General features: G+C 43.5%; 16 protein-coding genes. 2 read left to right on the plus strand and 14 right to left on the minus strand.

All coding sequences use genetic code 11. The features are described from left to right. From RZO55_RS15905 to RZO55_RS15945, 9 genes are read right to left on the minus strand one after another with little or no spacing between them, the layout of a single operon-like run. Entirely contained in the window at positions 1-972 is a 972-nt protein-coding gene (locus RZO55_RS15905) for a sugar ABC transporter substrate-binding protein (RefSeq protein ID WP_318065227.1), read from the minus strand. Then, positions 969-2,741, minus strand: coding sequence for a sensor histidine kinase (locus RZO55_RS15910; protein WP_318065228.1), 1,773 nt, complete (start codon positions 2,739-2,741; stop codon positions 969-971). The genes RZO55_RS15905 and RZO55_RS15910 overlap by 4 nt, the downstream gene beginning before the upstream one ends. After that, positions 2,741-4,351 (minus strand): response regulator transcription factor, encoded by a 1,611-nt coding sequence (locus tag RZO55_RS15915; protein WP_318065229.1) that lies wholly within the window; start codon positions 4,349-4,351, stop codon positions 2,741-2,743. The genes RZO55_RS15910 and RZO55_RS15915 overlap by 1 nt, the downstream gene beginning before the upstream one ends. 28 nt (positions 4,352-4,379) lie before the next feature. Then, positions 4,380-5,012, minus strand: a complete 633-nt coding sequence (locus RZO55_RS15920; RefSeq protein ID WP_318065230.1) for a precorrin-8X methylmutase — start codon at positions 5,010-5,012, stop codon at positions 4,380-4,382. Beyond that, complete coding sequence (locus RZO55_RS15925; RefSeq protein ID WP_318065231.1) at positions 5,005-6,549, minus strand: cobyric acid synthase; 1,545 nt, start codon at positions 6,547-6,549, stop codon at positions 5,005-5,007. The genes RZO55_RS15920 and RZO55_RS15925 overlap by 8 nt, the downstream gene beginning before the upstream one ends. 3 nt (positions 6,550-6,552) lie before the next feature. After that, positions 6,553-7,641 (minus strand): pyridoxal phosphate-dependent aminotransferase, encoded by a 1,089-nt coding sequence (locus RZO55_RS15930; RefSeq protein ID WP_318065232.1) that lies wholly within the window; start codon positions 7,639-7,641, stop codon positions 6,553-6,555. 28 nt (positions 7,642-7,669) lie between these two features. Continuing rightward, positions 7,670-8,653, minus strand: a complete 984-nt coding sequence (gene cbiB / locus RZO55_RS15935; protein ID WP_318065233.1) for an adenosylcobinamide-phosphate synthase CbiB — start codon at positions 8,651-8,653, stop codon at positions 7,670-7,672. 21 nt (positions 8,654-8,674) lie between these two features. Continuing rightward, positions 8,675-9,064, minus strand: a complete 390-nt coding sequence (locus RZO55_RS15940; protein WP_318065234.1) for a bifunctional adenosylcobinamide kinase/adenosylcobinamide-phosphate guanylyltransferase — start codon at positions 9,062-9,064, stop codon at positions 8,675-8,677. Between the two features lie 22 nt (positions 9,065-9,086). Next, entirely contained in the window at positions 9,087-9,851 is a 765-nt protein-coding gene (locus tag RZO55_RS15945; protein WP_318065235.1) for an adenosylcobinamide-GDP ribazoletransferase, read from the minus strand. 218 nt (positions 9,852-10,069) lie between these two features. Between RZO55_RS15945 and RZO55_RS15950 the strand changes: the two genes are divergently transcribed. Beyond that, on the plus strand, positions 10,070-10,738 hold the full coding sequence (locus RZO55_RS15950) for a Fic family protein (RefSeq protein ID WP_318065236.1): 669 nt from the start codon (positions 10,070-10,072) through the stop codon (positions 10,736-10,738). A 53-nt stretch (positions 10,739-10,791) separates the two neighbouring features. Continuing rightward, positions 10,792-11,103 (plus strand): YcxB family protein, encoded by a 312-nt coding sequence (locus tag RZO55_RS15955; RefSeq protein WP_318065237.1) that lies wholly within the window; start codon positions 10,792-10,794, stop codon positions 11,101-11,103. 67 nt (positions 11,104-11,170) lie between these two features. Here the strand turns inward: RZO55_RS15955 and hydF are convergent, their stop codons facing one another. The 5 genes from hydF to cobT form a co-directional block, all read right to left on the minus strand. Next, positions 11,171-12,364, minus strand: a complete 1,194-nt coding sequence (gene hydF / locus RZO55_RS15960; protein ID WP_318065238.1) for a [FeFe] hydrogenase H-cluster maturation GTPase HydF — start codon at positions 12,362-12,364, stop codon at positions 11,171-11,173. Between the two features lie 33 nt (positions 12,365-12,397). Then, positions 12,398-13,813, minus strand: coding sequence for a [FeFe] hydrogenase H-cluster radical SAM maturase HydG (gene hydG / locus RZO55_RS15965; protein WP_318065239.1), 1,416 nt, complete (start codon positions 13,811-13,813; stop codon positions 12,398-12,400). Positions 13,814-13,871: 58 nt separating this feature from the next. Then, on the minus strand, positions 13,872-14,123 hold the full coding sequence (locus tag RZO55_RS15970; protein WP_318065240.1) for a TM1266 family iron-only hydrogenase system putative regulator: 252 nt from the start codon (positions 14,121-14,123) through the stop codon (positions 13,872-13,874). A 161-nt stretch (positions 14,124-14,284) separates the two neighbouring features. Beyond that, the gene (locus tag RZO55_RS15975) at positions 14,285-14,833 is read right to left on the minus strand and encodes a bifunctional adenosylcobinamide kinase/adenosylcobinamide-phosphate guanylyltransferase (protein WP_318065241.1); all 549 of its coding nucleotides are present in this window, start codon (positions 14,831-14,833) and stop codon (positions 14,285-14,287) included. After that, positions 14,830-15,912: a nicotinate-nucleotide--dimethylbenzimidazole phosphoribosyltransferase gene (gene cobT / locus RZO55_RS15980; RefSeq protein WP_318065242.1), complete on the minus strand. Its 1,083-nt coding sequence runs from the start codon at positions 15,910-15,912 to the stop codon at positions 14,830-14,832. Before cobT ends, RZO55_RS15975 begins: the two co-directional genes overlap by 4 nt. Positions 15,913-15,914: the final 2 nt, after the last annotated feature.

Genomic DNA, 15,914 nt, shown 5'->3' on the forward strand with positions numbered 1-15,914 from the left:
TCAGTCAATCGGATATAAGATTTTTTCGAATTTTCTCTCTCTTAAATCTTCTCTTTGGATATAATAAGAATCCAGTACAATCTGTTCTTTCTCAAATCCTCCATGGACCGACTCAACCGCTTTTTCAATGCTTCTGTACCCTGCATCAAACTGATCACTTACCACCAGCCCTTTTATCACCCCGTTATCTAATTGCGTTAAAAGCCTGGTGGTACTGCCTGTTCCGTAAAGACCGTCCACATAATTGCCATAAACCGGACTTCCAGCAATAATTTCCGCTGTTTCATCAAGACTCTTTGCGTCGATTGCTGCTATAATCACTTTTTCACCACCTGGATAAACCAGACCTTCTATTGCTTTGTGAAATGTGTCCTCCATTGTTTTTTTGTAAAGCTTTACTGTAAATCCTGCTTTATTAAGTTCATTTTCTGCCCCTGCACAAACCTCCCGGTTATAACCGTCGTCAATGCCATCCATAAAGATCCATACCGGCCTGCCAGGAGAGTTCTCTCTGGCAATCGCCTGTCCAAGCATCCGCCCTTCTTCTTCAAAATCCGGAGCAATGCCGCACTTAACCCTCTCATTCGGTATCAGATTGCCAACGATAACAGCAGGACAGTTTAAGACCATGTCGTCCATCTTCCTGGCGCATTCTTCCGGCTTAACCGGTACTAAAACCACTGCCATGGCCCCGTCATTAATTTCCCGTTTTACCAGTTCCAGCTGCTGGTCCTGATCACTCTTTTCATAAAGAGTGATCAAGCTGACATCAACGTTGTATTCTTCTGCCGCTTTATCCACACCTTTTCTGAAATTTGTAAAATAATCATCGGAGGTATCGCTTATAATTACCGAAACCGGGTAAATCTCCGTCTTTTTTTCCTTAATGATTAAATCTGTAGAAGACAGGAGAAACAGAATCACGAGCACTGCCGGCAGAAGAACCCATAAAATTTTTTCCTGTTTTGTCATGCTCTTTTTTCCCTTTCTAAAAAAGAATCATAAGGAACCGCCGGAAGAAGAATGGTAATGGTAGTTCCCTCATCTGGCTCCGAATCGATGGTCAGGCCGTACCGCTCTCCAAAGTAAAGTTTGATTCTTTCATTTACATTCTTCACTCCGATACCGGACCCCTTTGTAGAAGTAACATGCACCTCATCAGAAAAAAGGCTCTGAACCTGTTTTTCCGTCATGCCCAGACCATTGTCGGACACCTGGATTATAAGATCGTCTCCTCTTTGCTCCACCGATAAGTGAATCTCTCCGTCTCCATCCATAAATTCCATGCCATGATAAATGGCGTTTTCCACCAGTGGCTGAAGAATCAGTTTTAAGCTGGTTAATTCCATGCATTCTTCCTTTGCCTCAATGTGATAGGAAAACTTATTTTTAAAACGCATATGCTGAATCATTAAATAACTTCTCACATGTTCCAGTTCATCACGGACTGTAATGATGCTTTTCCCTTTACTTAAGCTTATCCTGAAAAATCTGGCAAGTGCAGTTACCGCTTTAACTGCTTCGTTCTTCTGTTCATTTTCTATCATCCAGACAATAATGTCCAGCGTATTATATAAAAAGTGGGGATTAATCTGTGATTGCAGGGTATTAAATTCCTGTTTCCGTTTGGCTTCGTGCTCCGTTACGATATCGTCCATGAGTACACGGATCTGAATTGCCATATTTTTAATGGAATTACCCAAATGCTGGATTTCATAGGAGCCTCCGATGGAAACTGCAGTTTCCAAATCCCCTTCTTCCAGGATTCCTACGGATTTTTCCAACTCCTTGATAGGATTTGTTATACGAGATGAGATATAGGAGTTGATGAGTACTAATGCGAATAAAATAAGAGTAATCAAAAATACAATGAAAAGCCTAGTTTTGATGGTATTTAAGGAAACCACACTTTTGGGCGTAACACCGACAATCTTCCAGCCTGTATAGCCAACGGATTTTACTGTTATGATTCTGCTTTCCCCTTCAAAAACCTCACGGTGAATCCCGTCCTTATAACTGGAGGCCATCTGGTTATTTTCCTTCATTCGTCCCGAATCAATGAGCTGAATCCTGGGGTGGTAAAGAATCTCCCCGTCGCTGGCAATTAAATAGACATAACCGCCCTTTCCTGTGGTAACACTGTCAAACAAATGCTCTAAGCTGGAATAGCTTAAATCCACCAGCAAAACTCCCTGAGTGGTTGATGTTCCTTCTGTAAGTTCCACCGCTCTTGATAAGGATATCACCCACCGGTACTGGTTTTCATTGTTTTCAAATATATACTGGACATGAGGATCAGAAAAATGCTGGTTTTCCGTTTTTTCCAGAGCATTGTTAAACCATTTCTCTCCAGTTATATCAAGGTTTCTTTTCAGTCTTGCTGCAGGCACGGCTTCCACCATCGCGCCGTCCTGGGCAAAAAGGGCAATGTTATCCACATTGTCCTTATTGTTATCATACAGAAGGGTAATCTCATTATTAATGGATTGAGAAGAAAGGTCCGCATTTTTCACAGCCCCATAATAAAGAGAATCAGAAAGCTTCATAACTGTCCGCAAATAGGATTCCACAGATCTCGCCACCTGGTTGATCAGACTCTGATTCTCCTCCTGAACCACCTCTGCAACCTGAGAAGAAAGGCGCTGGTATAAAGACAGGGTAATCAAAAGACCTGCGGCAAGCGCTGTTATTGTAAAATATACAAATATAGTATATCGAATGCTGTTATTCTTTTTTTCCATTACCTCACTCCGCGGAATTTGGTTGGTGATACCCCAAATTTCTTTTTAAAAACATAACTGAAATAGTTCTGTTCCTGATACCCAACCTTTGCCGCAATGACATAGGTTTTGTCCTCCGTTTTATTTAACAGTTCCACTGCCTTGTTTAAGCGCAGGTCCGTAAGATAGGCGATATAGGCCTGTCCGGTTTCCTTTTTAAAAAGAGTGGAAAAGTAAGCAGGGCTCATGTGCAGATGGCGGCAGATCATTTCCACGGATAAATCCGGATTCTGATAATGATCCATAATATACTGTTTTGCTTCTTGAATTACCTGTCTTGTGGTAAAATCCCTCTCCTGATTAATTGCCTGGTTGATTTTCTCAGCCACCTTAAAAAGCCAGGACCCGAATTCTCCCTTTTGTATCTTGTCAAAAACTGCCATAGACTCAAAATCCCCGCCCATTATTTCCTCTAAATCCAGATCATGCTGCTGTACCATCTGTATCACACTGTTTAAAACTCTGAACATGTAAACCTGCTGCTGCCTGAAATGTACTTTTGCAGATTCCATCTTCTGAATAATCTTGGCCACAGCCGCTTCGATTTTCTCATAGGGGCCAAACTTTATGGCAGAAGTAAGATCCGCTTCTGAAACACTGTCGAATTCCAGCTTGCCGCTTCCTACCGGCTCCATATCATTGATGTAAATGGTATTTCCTTTTCCTGCAATCGCCTTATAGCCCAGAGCGTCAATCGCCGACTGATATGCAAACGGGATATTTGATAATTCGCTGCAGCTATGTCCGATTCCTATGGTAACCGGCACCTCCAGTATTCTTCTTGTTTCCTTGCAGATATCTCCGAATACATCGATGAGTCCGGTAATGAAATCTTCATCAAGAGCAACTACAACAACCATCTCTGCTTCCAAAACTGACTGGAACATTGCAAATCTGCAATACCCTTCCAGCTTGTCCCGGATGATCTGCATGACGGAAACAGGAATCAGTTCTTCTTCGCTATGAAGTGTCAAAGTATCTCCCACTTCCCCCCGCTCTACAGCCACAGCGGCAATAATCCATTTCCACGCACCTGCAATGGGAATATCGTATTCTCTCAGCTTCTGCTGTGCAACCTCATTGGACAGATTCTTGTGCACCAGATCATTAAAAAACTGTTCCCTGAAGATCGGAAGACTCTTTCTATAATTTTCTCTCAGCCTGCTTATATTCCGTTTTTCTTCAATTTCACGGTCAAGATTGTTCTTGATTCTCTTTAATATCGAAGTAAGTTCTTCCACATTTACAGGTTTTAAAATATATTCGGTCACATTGAGTTTGATTGCTTTCTGTGCATATTCAAAATCATCGTATCCGGAAAAAATCACAACCTTCATGGAAGGATACCGCTGCCGTATCTTTTCTGCAAGCACCAATCCATCCATATAGGGCATCCGAATATCAGTCAGGACGACATCCGGCTCTAAAACTTCAATCTTTTCAATGGCATCCTCTCCGTTTTCCGCGTCACCTACAACTTTAAAACCGGCTGACTGCCATTCAATTTTCTTAATAATGCTTTTTCGTACTTCCTCTTCGTCATCTACTAAAATAATGCTGTATAGGTCCATGGTATTTCCCCTCTAAGAAACAATGATGTTATGAAATCTGATAAAGCATGGCATTTATAATCGCTGCCGCCACATTGCTTCCGCCTTTTCTTCCTCTTGCCACAATATAAGGCACGTCAGGAAGAGACAGAATAAGCTCCTTGGACGCAGTTACATTGACAAAACCCACCGGAACGCCGATGATCAGTCTGGGGTTAATCTTCCCCTCCTGTATCAGCTCATAAAGGTGCACAAGAGCTGTGGGAGCATTGCCAATGGCAAAAATGCATTCGCCTGAAAGCCTGGCAGCCTTATCCATACTGGCATGGGCCCGTGTCGTCTGCCTTTTTTTCGCTTCCTCTGCTACATCATCATCTGCCATAAAGCAGTGGACACTGCTTCCCACGCGTTCCAGTGCCTTTTTATTAATTCCGGCTTTTCCCATATTGGTGTCGGTGATCACCGGGATGCCGGCTTTCAATGCCTCAATCCCCAGTGTTACCGCATGGGGTGAAAATATCAGATTATCTGCATAATCAAAATCTGCAGTTGTATGAATTACACGTTTGATCACCAGTTCCTGTTCCGGGTCCAGCTTCTTATCTCCCAGCTCATGTGTGATGATTTCAAAGCTTCTTTTCTCAATTTCCTCGGGTCTCACCCGTTCCAGTTTACTAAACATTTGTTCCTCCGTCATCATTGGTTAAACCCATCAGGCGATAGATCCGGTCCATATCCAGGCTTACCCGTAAAAGGTCCGCCAGCCTGTCATATTGCTTTTCCTTGTATTCCTGATAGCTGATAGTTTTATCTGGCTGGTCAGTCAGCCCTTTTTTCTTTCTCAGCGCTGTTATAATTGTATCCGCAATTCCTTCACTGTCAAAGAAACCGTGAATATAGGTACCATAGACGTTTCTTCTCTGGCAGCCATCCATTTTAGCCAGATGGGAGCCTGTCTGACTTTCCATTACATAGGATAAGGGCGGAAGCGCACGCTCCGTCTGTCCCATGTGAATCTCATAGCCTTCGATGTTCATCCCTGACAAATCCTCAAAAATACCATCAACTGCAGTGCACGCACCAGTCACTCTTGTCCTGGTTTTTTCTGCTCCGAATACAGTCCGTACAGGAAGCAGTCCCATCCCCCGTACAGTGGAAAGGCCAGCCGAAGATTCCACTGCCTGCGGATCTTTTAACTGTTCACCAAGCATCTGAAATCCACCGCAGATTCCAAATACAGGAACTCCTGAAGCTTCCAGCTTCACTACTGCTGCCTCCAGTCCATTCTGGCGCATCCAGAGAAGATCCTCTATGGTATTCTTACTTCCAGGAAGAATCACCAGATCCGGTTTTCCAAGATTTGATACCGAATCCACATAGCGCAGCGCTGCACAAGGAATAGCAGAGAACACGGAAAAATCAGTAAAATTTGAAATTCTTGGGAAACGGATGACAGCAATTTCCACATCCGTCCACTCTGTTTTTGCAGTTCCTGCCAGATGATTTCCCAGGCTGTCTTCATCTTCTATATCCACATCCATATAAGGAACCACTCCGGCTACAGGTATCTGAAGCCGCTCTTTTATCATGTCAAGTCCCGGTTCTAAAATGGATTTATCCCCGCGGAATTTGTTTACAATCAGACCTCCGATTCTGGCCCTCTCTTCCGGTTCTAATAGCATAACCGTGCCGTAAAGCTGAGCAAATACGCCCCCGCGGTCAATATCTCCCACCAGCAGTACCGGCGCATCCGCCATCTTAGCCATTCCCATATTGACGATATCTTCCTGCTTTAAATTGATCTCTGCCGGACTTCCTGCACCCTCGATGACGATAATGTCATACTCCCTGGCCAACGTTTCAAATGCTTTTTTTATTTCCGGAATTAATTTCTTTTTATATGCAAAATATTCTTTTGCAGGCATATTGCCAATGGACACGCCGTTGACAATCACCTGGGAACCGGTATCGTTGGTGGGTTTAAGCAGCACCGGATTCATGGCAGCCACCGGCTTTACACCTGCTGCCTCAGCCTGTACCACCTGAGCCCTGCCCATCTCCAGTCCTTCCTCTGTGATAAAGGAATTCAGTGCCATATTCTGGGATTTAAAGGGGCAGACCCGATATCCATCCTGCTTTAAAATCCGGCACAGACCTGCCGTAATCAGGCTTTTGCCTGCATTGGACATGGTGCCCTGAATCATGATTGTCTTTGCCATATTTCATTCTCCTTCTATCAGTATGGATTTTAATACAGTAAGAAATGCATCATTCTCCCGTCTCTGTTTTACGCAGATCCGGTAATGCGTGCCGTTAAGCCCTCTATAATTGGAACAGGACCGGATTAATACCTGCTGTTCCAGAAGTTCTTTATATAAAAGCATTTCCCCAGAAAGGGCATTCTCTCTTAAATCCTTAAAAAACAGGTAGTTTGCCTTAGAATCATAGACTTTAAATCCAAGCTCTGTTAAGTTCCTCTTTAGATATTCCCGTTCCGCTGCAATCAGCTTCCTTGTCTCATTTACATATTCCGTTTCCTTAATCGCCGCCTCTCCTGCCGCCTGCGCAAGGGAAGAAATACTCCACGGCTGTCGTATGCAGTTCATCTTTTCCAGCATCTCTTCTCCGGTTGTAATCCCGTAGCCAAGGCGCAGCCCAGCCATGGCATAAATTTTTGTAAATGCTTTCAGAACAAAAACGTGTTCATAACCGCCTTGTGATATAAGTTCCAGTACAGAATAATCCTCCGGATCATCAAGGAATTCATTGAAACATTCATCTATTACGCAGTATATCCCCATGGTTTTACTAAAATCCAGAAGTGTCTTCATTTCCTCTTTTCCCAGAGCAAATCCGGTGGGATTATTGGGATTGCACAAAAACAGCATCTCTACCCTTTGATCTTTGGATTTCAGCCATTCAATTAACTGATGAACGGATAAAGTAAATCCGTCCGCTTCTTTCAAATCATACCACAAAATATCTGCTGATACAGTTTTAAGTGCCTGCTCATATTCCAGAAAGGAAGGGGCAATTAAAAGTGCACGTCCGGGTCTTATCGCATGTACAATCTGAAAGATCAGATCTGCCGCTCCATTTCCACATATAATGTGTTTTTCAGAAACCTCATGAAACAAGGAAAGCGCTTTCCTCAATTTCTGGCACCGGCTGTCAGGATAACAGGAGCAGGATTCAACCGCCTGTAAAAGTGCTTTCCTGACACCGGGAGGAAGCCCCATAGGATTGATATTTGCAGAGTAATCCATGGTGACCCGATTGGTATAAATGTCTCCTCCATGCTGATATTCCATCTTTATTTCTCCATTTCAGTAGTATCTTCTAAAGGCTGATCACAAGCAGTATGACAACCGGAATCAGCGCCAGTATGTAGGTAGCTGTCATCAGCACGTTCACCCTTGTTATATCTTCATATTCCACGGCTCTCAACGGATCTCCTATGACAGGCTTTTCATGTAAAGTTCCAAAGTACCATGCATTCCCGGCCAGCTCAATCTTAAGAATCCCCGCACAGGCTGATTCGGTCTGGGCGGAATTGGGGCTCTTATGGTTAAAACGGTCACGTTTCCAGATCCGAAACCCATTTTTCCCACAATAAAAGCTTCCCCTGGATAATAGCTGGCACAAAAAACCAGCCGCTACCATAAGCAATGCCGAGATACGGGCAGGAATAAAGTTCACCACATCATCAAGCCTGGCGGCACACCGGCCAAACCAGAGATACCGGTCGTTTTTATAGCCTACCATGGAATCCATGGTGTTGACTGCCTTATAAAGAAATACACCGGTTCCACCAAAGAGGGTCATAAAAATCAACGGCGCAATCACTCCGTCGGAAGTATTCTCTGCCACGGTTTCCACCGCTGCCTTTGTGATACCGATATCAGAAAGACTCTTAGTATCCCGGCCTACAATCATGGAAACCGCCTGTCTTGCCTGCTCAATATCCTTTTTTAAAAATGCATGATATACTTTCATGCTCTCTTTTCTTAAGGAATGCCATGCCATCATCTGGTAACACATGATGCTTTCCACTACCAGCCCTGTTATGGGGGAAATACCGTAGGAAACGAACAATAATCCAAACGAAAGTCCGCCTGCAGCAAGAAGCACCAGTACAACAAGCCATACACCAGCCTGCCTTTCCCCGGTTTCATTCTCCGGGAACCGGAGCCGTATTTTTTTATCCAGCCAGCTTATCAGGTTCCCGATTGCGCAAACAGGATGCCACAAAAATAAAGGGTCTCCAAAACACGCATCCAGAAAACATCCGATCAGCACCGCAGTTATATGATATTTAAACATATGTCAGTCCTTTTTCCTGTTCTATTTAATCCGGTCCGGTATACCACATACCATGCGGTATACTTCGCCGCTGTATTTTGCCAGTTTCACTGCCGCTCTGCCGGCACTTTCCCGCCACGTTCTGTCAAACGGATCTTCAGGCACGATCCCACATCCAAGCTCATTAATGGTAATCACTGCTTCGGGATTCTTGTCCAGAATATTAAAAATAAATTCGTCCGGATCTATATGATCCTTCAAAAGTCTTCTGACATACTCATGGAAATCATGTATGATCCTGGACTCAAACGCAGCCTGATACGGATCAGTCGACCCTTCTGCCACATCTGCCTTGTCTTCCAATTGTGTATTAGTAAGCTGCAGTGCAAAGGAAAGCTTTCCCTGCCATGCTCCGCCAATAATTAACTTCATTCTAATTCCTTCCTGTCATTTCCTATATATTCATATGAGAGAGTACAGCCAGTACCATGACCAGCACCAATTCCAGGATCTGAAGAAAGTAACCTGCCAGATCCCCGGTGATTCCACCAAATTCCCGCTTTGCCATGCGGTAATAATATAAAAACACCAGAAATGACAGGGCAGAAACTGCTAATAATCCCCCTGTTCCTGCTAAAATCCATAATCCCATTAAAGTAATTACAAGGTAAAGAACCATAACAGTTCCAACCACTCTTTTATGGGCTCCATCTGAAAAAGCCGCTGCCAGTCCGCTCTTTTTCGCCATAGGGAATGTAACAACAGAAAGTCCGCTTAAGGCTCTTGTTATAACAAACGTTATACAATAGGCAGGGATCATGGCAGGCTTCATTTCCATGAAAAATGCCAGGTATAAAAGGAAATAAACTCCACAGCCAATAATTGCAAATGCCCCTGTATGAGGGTCCTTGAGTATCTCCAGCTTTTTCTCAGTTTCGCCGTGGGATGATTTTGCATCGATTACATCAAGAAGTCCATCCATATGAATTCCACCCGTAACCACCACAGGGATGATAACAGGCATGATCTGTTCTAAAAAAGGAAATCCCAAAGTACGAAAAAGAAGAATGGCGCCATACTCCAGCAAACCTATTATTGCTCCTATCAGGGGAAAAAAGCACATGGCATATTTCATCCGCTCTTTCGTCCACTGAACCTGGAGCACGGGTATCCGGGAATACATCGAGAAAGCGATCATCATACTGCCGGTAAGATTCATGGTCCTGCCCCCCTTTCTTTCATAAAAGTTCTAAAAAATATAATATCACAAAATTTGGCAAATGTCATTTCCAATCATGAGCCCTGAGCAGTTTCATAGATTTTATTTATTGACAGTCACGAAGCAATAACTTATAATTCTGTTACATGATAGATAGTTATCGAAATCAGTGAATGACTGACCATAAGATGCCAGTTATAAGGATAGGAGTGTCATCTATGAGCGTAAAAGAATTTATTATAAATAATCAGAAATACTTTGAGGATTATATTACCAGAAGCACATATCATTCAAATAAAATCGAAGGAAACACTCTTTCCTATGCTGAGACGTACGCTATTCTGTTTAATGATAACAGCTTTTCGGTTAATGCAAAACCGAGAGAAATTTACGAGGCAATTAATCATAAATACGCTCTCTCTTACATTTTAGAACATTCTGAAAACCAATTAGACCAGCAAATGATAATAGACATCGGTATCCTGATCAATAAAAATATTTCTGATATTAGTGGTTATAGAAAAGTACCGGTTATCATACAAGGAGCCGAACATCTGCCTCCTTCTCCCCAGGAGGTTACCCAGGCAATGATGTACTTTATTTATAATTACGCAAAAACGGAATACGACTCTATCTTTCAAAAAATAGCATATAATCATATACAATTTGAAAGAATCCATCCTTTTGAAGATGGTAACGGACGTACAGGTCGGTTACTCATTAATTATGAATTGATACACAATAACATGCTTCCTATAGTAATTCCGGAAGATCAAAGGGTCCTGTATTTTAGATATATTGCGGAACAAAACTCAGAAGGATTATCAGATTTTTTTAAAGAATTGCAAAACGAAGAAAATAACAGGGTTAAATCTGCTTTTACCTGAAACTTAAGAAAATGACAAACAAGGGGAGGAGAATATATGTTATACTTGCCTTCATGATATATTTTATAAATATCACGGTTATTACAGTCATTATCATTCGGCCTTACATATTTTACAAGGAATATGAACAACTTCGTCATCCTTATAAGCTGCTGTTTGAAGACGATAAAATCACGTTTGACGCACACGCCGTGCATTCCACTATGACCTGGGATATTTACAAACACTATAGGGAAAGCATGAATTATTTTTACCTGATTCAGAAAAAACGCTCCTACACCTTAATACCGAAACGTGTTTTTACATCAGAAAGTGAAATCAACGCATTCAGACAGCTTTTAGCCTCTCATTTAACAAACCATTAATACAAACAGGCTGCCACATCCCCAGACACATTGTCTTTTGATGCGGCAGCCTTATTAATCCATATGCCTAAATCAGTTTTTCCAGATCCGGAAGCACTTCTAAGCTTCTCTTTAATATTCCCTTCATATAAGCAATGGCGGTTCCATAGTTGGTAAATGGCACTCCTGCATCTCCCGCTGTCTTTCTGCGGTATTCCATTTCCCTTTCGTTTAACATGCAGCTGCCGCAGTGAATGATCAGCTGATAGCCGGAAAGTTCCTCAGGAAATTCTCTGCCGGAAGATGTCTCAATCACCAGATCTTTTCCCGTAAACTCTTTCAGCCAACGGGGAAGCTTCACAGTACCGATGTCATCACACTGTCTGTGGTGGGTGCAGCCCTCTGATATGAGAACTTTATCTCCATCCTTTAACTTACTGATTGCTGCCACCCCTTTGATTGCATCCTCCAAAAAGCCTTTATACCTTGCCATCAGAATAGAAAATGATGTCAGAAGTATATCATCTGGCGTATCCTTATTCACCTGTTCAAACGCCTGGCTGTCTGTTATAACAAGATAGGGCTTTGTTCCCAGCTTTTCAATGGTCTGCTTTAATTCTGTATCTCTGACAGAGATAGCAACAGCTCCTGCCTCTAAAATGTCTCTCATAGTCTGCTGCTGAGGAAGAATGATTCTCCCCTTTGGAGCTGCCGAATCAATGGGAATAACCAGAATTACCAGATCGCAGGGTTTTAGTAAGTCCCCTACAATCCGCATCTTCATATCCCCGGTGTTCACCAGACTTCCGATCCGCTCCTTCAGTTCATGAATATGATACCCGTTCTGGGCGCTGACCGATAAGCCGTCTGCATAATCTCCGTCACCTGCAAGATCAGACTTATTGTAAGCAACTACGTAGGGAATTTTCTTTTCTGTAAACAAGCCAATCAGCTGCTCATCCACCTGCGTTTTCCCAGAGGTACCATCCACAACAAGTACTGCGCAGTCCACCCGGTTTAATATCTGCTTTGTCTTACGCACCCGCATCTCACCCAGCGCACCCTCATCATCAAATCCCGGTGTATCGATAATTACTACCGGTCCCATGGGAAGAAGTTCCATAGATTTATGAACAGGATCTGTAGTAGTTCCCTTAATATCCGATACTACAGAAAGCTCCTGTCCGGTTACTGCATTAACTACACTTGATTTTCCTGCATTGCGGCGGCCAAAAAAGCCAATGTGAATTCTCTCAGATGACGGCGTCTCATTTAATCCCATATTGTTCTCCTCTTTTCAGTCGTCAGTATCATATCAGAACCGGAAATCCCGGATTCCAGCTTCAATTTTCTCCAGATGATCTTCGCAGATCAGACGTACCTTTTCTTTCGGTATATTGTTTAATTCCGCTGCAATTAATGCTTCTCCTACTTCCTTTGTTTCTTCGGAAGCATAATCCATTAAATATTCCTTTAATGTCATAAGCGCATTGGGCTGGCAGCAGTTCTGAATCTGACCGCTTTTACACAGACTCATGAAACGGTCGCCTGTCCGGCCTTCTCTGTAGCATGCCGTACAGAAGGAGGGAATATAGCCTAAGTCCATCAGCCAGTGAACCACTTCATCAAGAGTTCTCTGGTCTGATACATCAAACTGCTCAGTTTCCGTTGGACGAACCTGTTCCTCATAACCGCCCACACTGGTTCTGGAGCCGCCGCTGATCTGGGATACGCCCAGACGGATCACCTTTTCTCTCACGCTCTGGCTTTCTCTTGTGGATACAATCATGCCAGTGTATGGAACGCAGACGCGGATCAGCGCACACAGCTTGGCAAATATCTCATCGTCGATGCCATTGGAAAAAGCATTGGGGTCAATATCATCTGCGCTCTTAATGCGGGGAACGCTGATGGTATGCGGACCTACTCCGTGAACTGCCTCTAAATGCTCGGCATGCATTAACAATCCGGCGAACTCATATTTGTATCGTTCCAGTCCGAACAGTACCCCAATTCCAACATCATCGATACCGCCCTGCATAGCCCGGTCCATCGCCTCGGTATGGTAAGCGTAATCATGTTTGGGCCCTGTTGGGTGAAGGCTTTCGTAGCTTTCCTTATGATAGGTTTCCTGGAATAAAATATAAGTTCCGATTCCGGCTTCCTTCAGTTTCCTGTAATTTTCCACTGTAGTGGCAGCGATGTTAACATTCACTCTGCGGATAGCACCATTCTTATGCTTGATGGAATAAATAGTGTCAATGCATTCCAGTATATATTCGATGGGGTTATTCACAGGATCTTCTCCTGCTTCAAGAGCAAGACGTTTATGCCCCATATCCTGAAGGGCAATCACTTCTCTGGTCACTTCTTCCTGAGTCAGTTTCTTTCTTGCAATATGTTTATTCTTTAAATGATAGGGACAATAGGTACAGCCATTTACACAGTAATTGGACAGATAGAGCGGCGCAAACATCACGATACGGCTGCCGTAGAATTTCTTTTTAATCTGCTCTGCCAGGTCATACAGCTCCTGGATCTTCTCCGGTATATCACAAGCCAAAAGAACCGAAGCTTCCCGATGGGTAAGCCCCTTTAATTCTCTGGCTTTTGCAATAATCTGGTCAATCAGCTCCACATTGTCTTTGTTTTGCTCCGCATAATCAAGAGTTTCAAGAATTTCTTCATGAGAAATGAAATCTTCCGCTTTCAGCGATTTTGGATCATACATAGTAAATCATCCTTTCTTTTAGGTCAGCTGCTGCTTCCCCGTCAGTGTTATTGTACTGCTAAGCATTCACATTCTGATAGGCTGTTTTGGAACTGATTCCGCTTAACTTTCCGATCTTTCCAGTCAGAGCGGAAATCGTGCTTTGAGGAGCATCCACCGCAATGCTGATGACACTAACTCCCTTTTTGGGATATGGAATACCCATACGTCCGATGATGAAATGCCGGTATTCATGAAGAATATCGTTTAGAATTTCCACAGAATCTTCTTCTTCCACTACTATACCGATCACAGCAATTCTTGTTTCCATGCTTCTTCCCCTCTTTCCCTTTTTTCTTGAAAACAGGAAAGCCGCGCCAAAAAGGCGCGGCAAACATACAATTCCTCAAATGCCGAACCTTCTACCTCAAAACTGGTTTTTGGTATCAGGATGCTACTATGTTATAAATATAACATACATGAGGATTTTTTTCAATTAGTTCCTTCTTTTACTTTGATGGGGATTCCTGCCACTATTTCTACCACCATATGAGCCCTCTGGGCTGCAAGCTGATTGATGCTTCCCAAAACCTGACGGTATTCATTGGTTTGGGGGCTGTAATGATCTCCATCAGAAAACACTTCATTCGTTACGATAACCAGATGTTCACACTGACTCTCTAAGTTTAAAATTCCTTCCATAATTTCGGCTGCAGCATTTTCTTTATCAAGCACCGGTACATCCCCGTCTTCCCACAAACCAAACATTTCGTTAGAAACCAGATTGGACATGCATTCCAAAAGAACAACCGAAGGTCTGTTTCCCAGTTTCAGTTTATTTAAACTGCGGTAGCATTCCACAGTCTCGAACTGTTTTTTCTCACGCATTTTCCTGTGTTTTATAATTCTGTTTCTGCACTCCTTATCCCATGGTTTCATAGTGGCAATGTAAACCCGCCGCTCTCCTCCCAGAGAAACTGCAAGGTTTTCCGCATATTCAGATTTTCCGCTGCCGCTTCCACCGATTACGAGGGCAGTCATGACTGATCTCCGACAGGCTTATAAGCCTCAATTTCAATTTCCTCAAAGGAACTCATGGTTCCGTATACATCCGCCGCCATATCAAGCAGCGGAACTGCTGCAATCGCCCCCGTTCCTTCACCAAGACACATGCCAGCCTGTATGAGAGGAGGCAGTCCCAGCTCTTCAAGAAGAATATGTCCTGCTGGTTCTGCAGAAACATGGGAGGCGATCATAAAATCCCTGCATCCCGGATAAATCCGTTCTGCCAGAAGCGCTGCCACAGCTGATATAAAGCCGTCTAGCAGCACAGGAATCCGGTAAATGGCTCCCCCTAAGAATACCCCCGTCATACCTGCCAGATCAAAACCGCCCACTGCTGACAAAATATCAATTTCATCCTGGCAATTTGGACCATATTCAGCAACTGCCTCCTGAATTACCTTCATCTTCTGTTTCAGACCTGCATCATTTAACCCAGCGCCTCGTCCTGTCAGCCTTGCGGGGTCCTGCTTTAACAAAAGTGCTGCAACTGCACTGCTGGTTGTTGTATTTCCAATTCCCATCTCTCCGGTTGCCGCTAAATCATACCCCTTCTCTGAGAGTTCACCCATAAGTTCAATTCCTGCTATGATTGCCTGAACGGCCTCATCTCTTGTCATAGCTTTTGATTTTCGGAAATTCTTTGTCCCATAGGCGATTTTTCTGTTGATCAGAGGATAGCGGGTGCCGGAAACCAGATCTCTTGCAACTCCCATATCAACCGGAAACACATCCACACCAGCCCGGTTCGCCATAATACAGACACTGCTGTTGCCTCTTGTCATATTTTCAGCAACTACTGCAGTGACTTCCATTCCGGTCTGGGTGACTCCTTCCTCTACGATTCCGTTATCTGCACACAGAATCAGAAGCCCTCGTTTTTGTAAGGACACGAGAGAACTCCCTCTGATTCCTGCAATTTTTATGATATCTTCTTCCAAAACTCCCAGGCTGTTTAACGGCTTAGCTACATGCGCCCAGCGCAGGCGTGCCGTATCCATTGCCGTTTTATCAGGCAGCTGTATTCCTGACAGATATTCCTTAAGTTCCTCATTCATTG

The sequence above is a fragment of the Clostridium boliviensis genome, from assembly GCF_033342255.1.
Taxonomy (GTDB): Bacteria; Bacillota; Clostridia; order Lachnospirales; family Lachnospiraceae; genus Lacrimispora; species Lacrimispora boliviensis.

What these genes read in the sequence shown, in the direction of transcription:
- RZO55_RS15905 (WP_318065227.1), bottom strand. Translation starts at nt 972, where the DNA reads ATGACAAAACAGGAAAAAATTTTATGGGTTCTTCTGCCGGCAGTGCTC.
- RZO55_RS15910 (WP_318065228.1), bottom strand. Translation starts at nt 2,741, where the DNA reads ATGGAAAAAAAGAATAACAGCATTCGATATACTATATTTGTATATTTT.
- RZO55_RS15915 (WP_318065229.1), bottom strand. Translation starts at nt 4,351, where the DNA reads ATGGACCTATACAGCATTATTTTAGTAGATGACGAAGAGGAAGTACGA.
- RZO55_RS15920 (WP_318065230.1), bottom strand. Translation starts at nt 5,012, where the DNA reads ATGTTTAGTAAACTGGAACGGGTGAGACCCGAGGAAATTGAGAAAAGA.
- RZO55_RS15925 (WP_318065231.1), bottom strand. Translation starts at nt 6,549, where the DNA reads ATGGCAAAGACAATCATGATTCAGGGCACCATGTCCAATGCAGGCAAA.
- RZO55_RS15930 (WP_318065232.1), bottom strand. Translation starts at nt 7,641, where the DNA reads ATGGAATATCAGCATGGAGGAGACATTTATACCAATCGGGTCACCATG.
- cbiB (WP_318065233.1), bottom strand. Translation starts at nt 8,653, where the DNA reads ATGTTTAAATATCATATAACTGCGGTGCTGATCGGATGTTTTCTGGAT.
- RZO55_RS15940 (WP_318065234.1), bottom strand. Translation starts at nt 9,064, where the DNA reads ATGAAGTTAATTATTGGCGGAGCATGGCAGGGAAAGCTTTCCTTTGCA.
- RZO55_RS15945 (WP_318065235.1), bottom strand. Translation starts at nt 9,851, where the DNA reads ATGAATCTTACCGGCAGTATGATGATCGCTTTCTCGATGTATTCCCGG.
- RZO55_RS15950 (WP_318065236.1), top strand. Translation starts at nt 10,070, where the DNA reads ATGAGCGTAAAAGAATTTATTATAAATAATCAGAAATACTTTGAGGAT.
- RZO55_RS15955 (WP_318065237.1), top strand. Translation starts at nt 10,792, where the DNA reads ATGATATATTTTATAAATATCACGGTTATTACAGTCATTATCATTCGG.
- hydF (WP_318065238.1), bottom strand. Translation starts at nt 12,364, where the DNA reads ATGGGATTAAATGAGACGCCGTCATCTGAGAGAATTCACATTGGCTTT.
- hydG (WP_318065239.1), bottom strand. Translation starts at nt 13,813, where the DNA reads ATGTATGATCCAAAATCGCTGAAAGCGGAAGATTTCATTTCTCATGAA.
- RZO55_RS15970 (WP_318065240.1), bottom strand. Translation starts at nt 14,123, where the DNA reads ATGGAAACAAGAATTGCTGTGATCGGTATAGTAGTGGAAGAAGAAGAT.
- RZO55_RS15975 (WP_318065241.1), bottom strand. Translation starts at nt 14,833, where the DNA reads ATGACTGCCCTCGTAATCGGTGGAAGCGGCAGCGGAAAATCTGAATAT.
- cobT (WP_318065242.1), bottom strand. Translation starts at nt 15,912, where the DNA reads ATGAATGAGGAACTTAAGGAATATCTGTCAGGAATACAGCTGCCTGAT.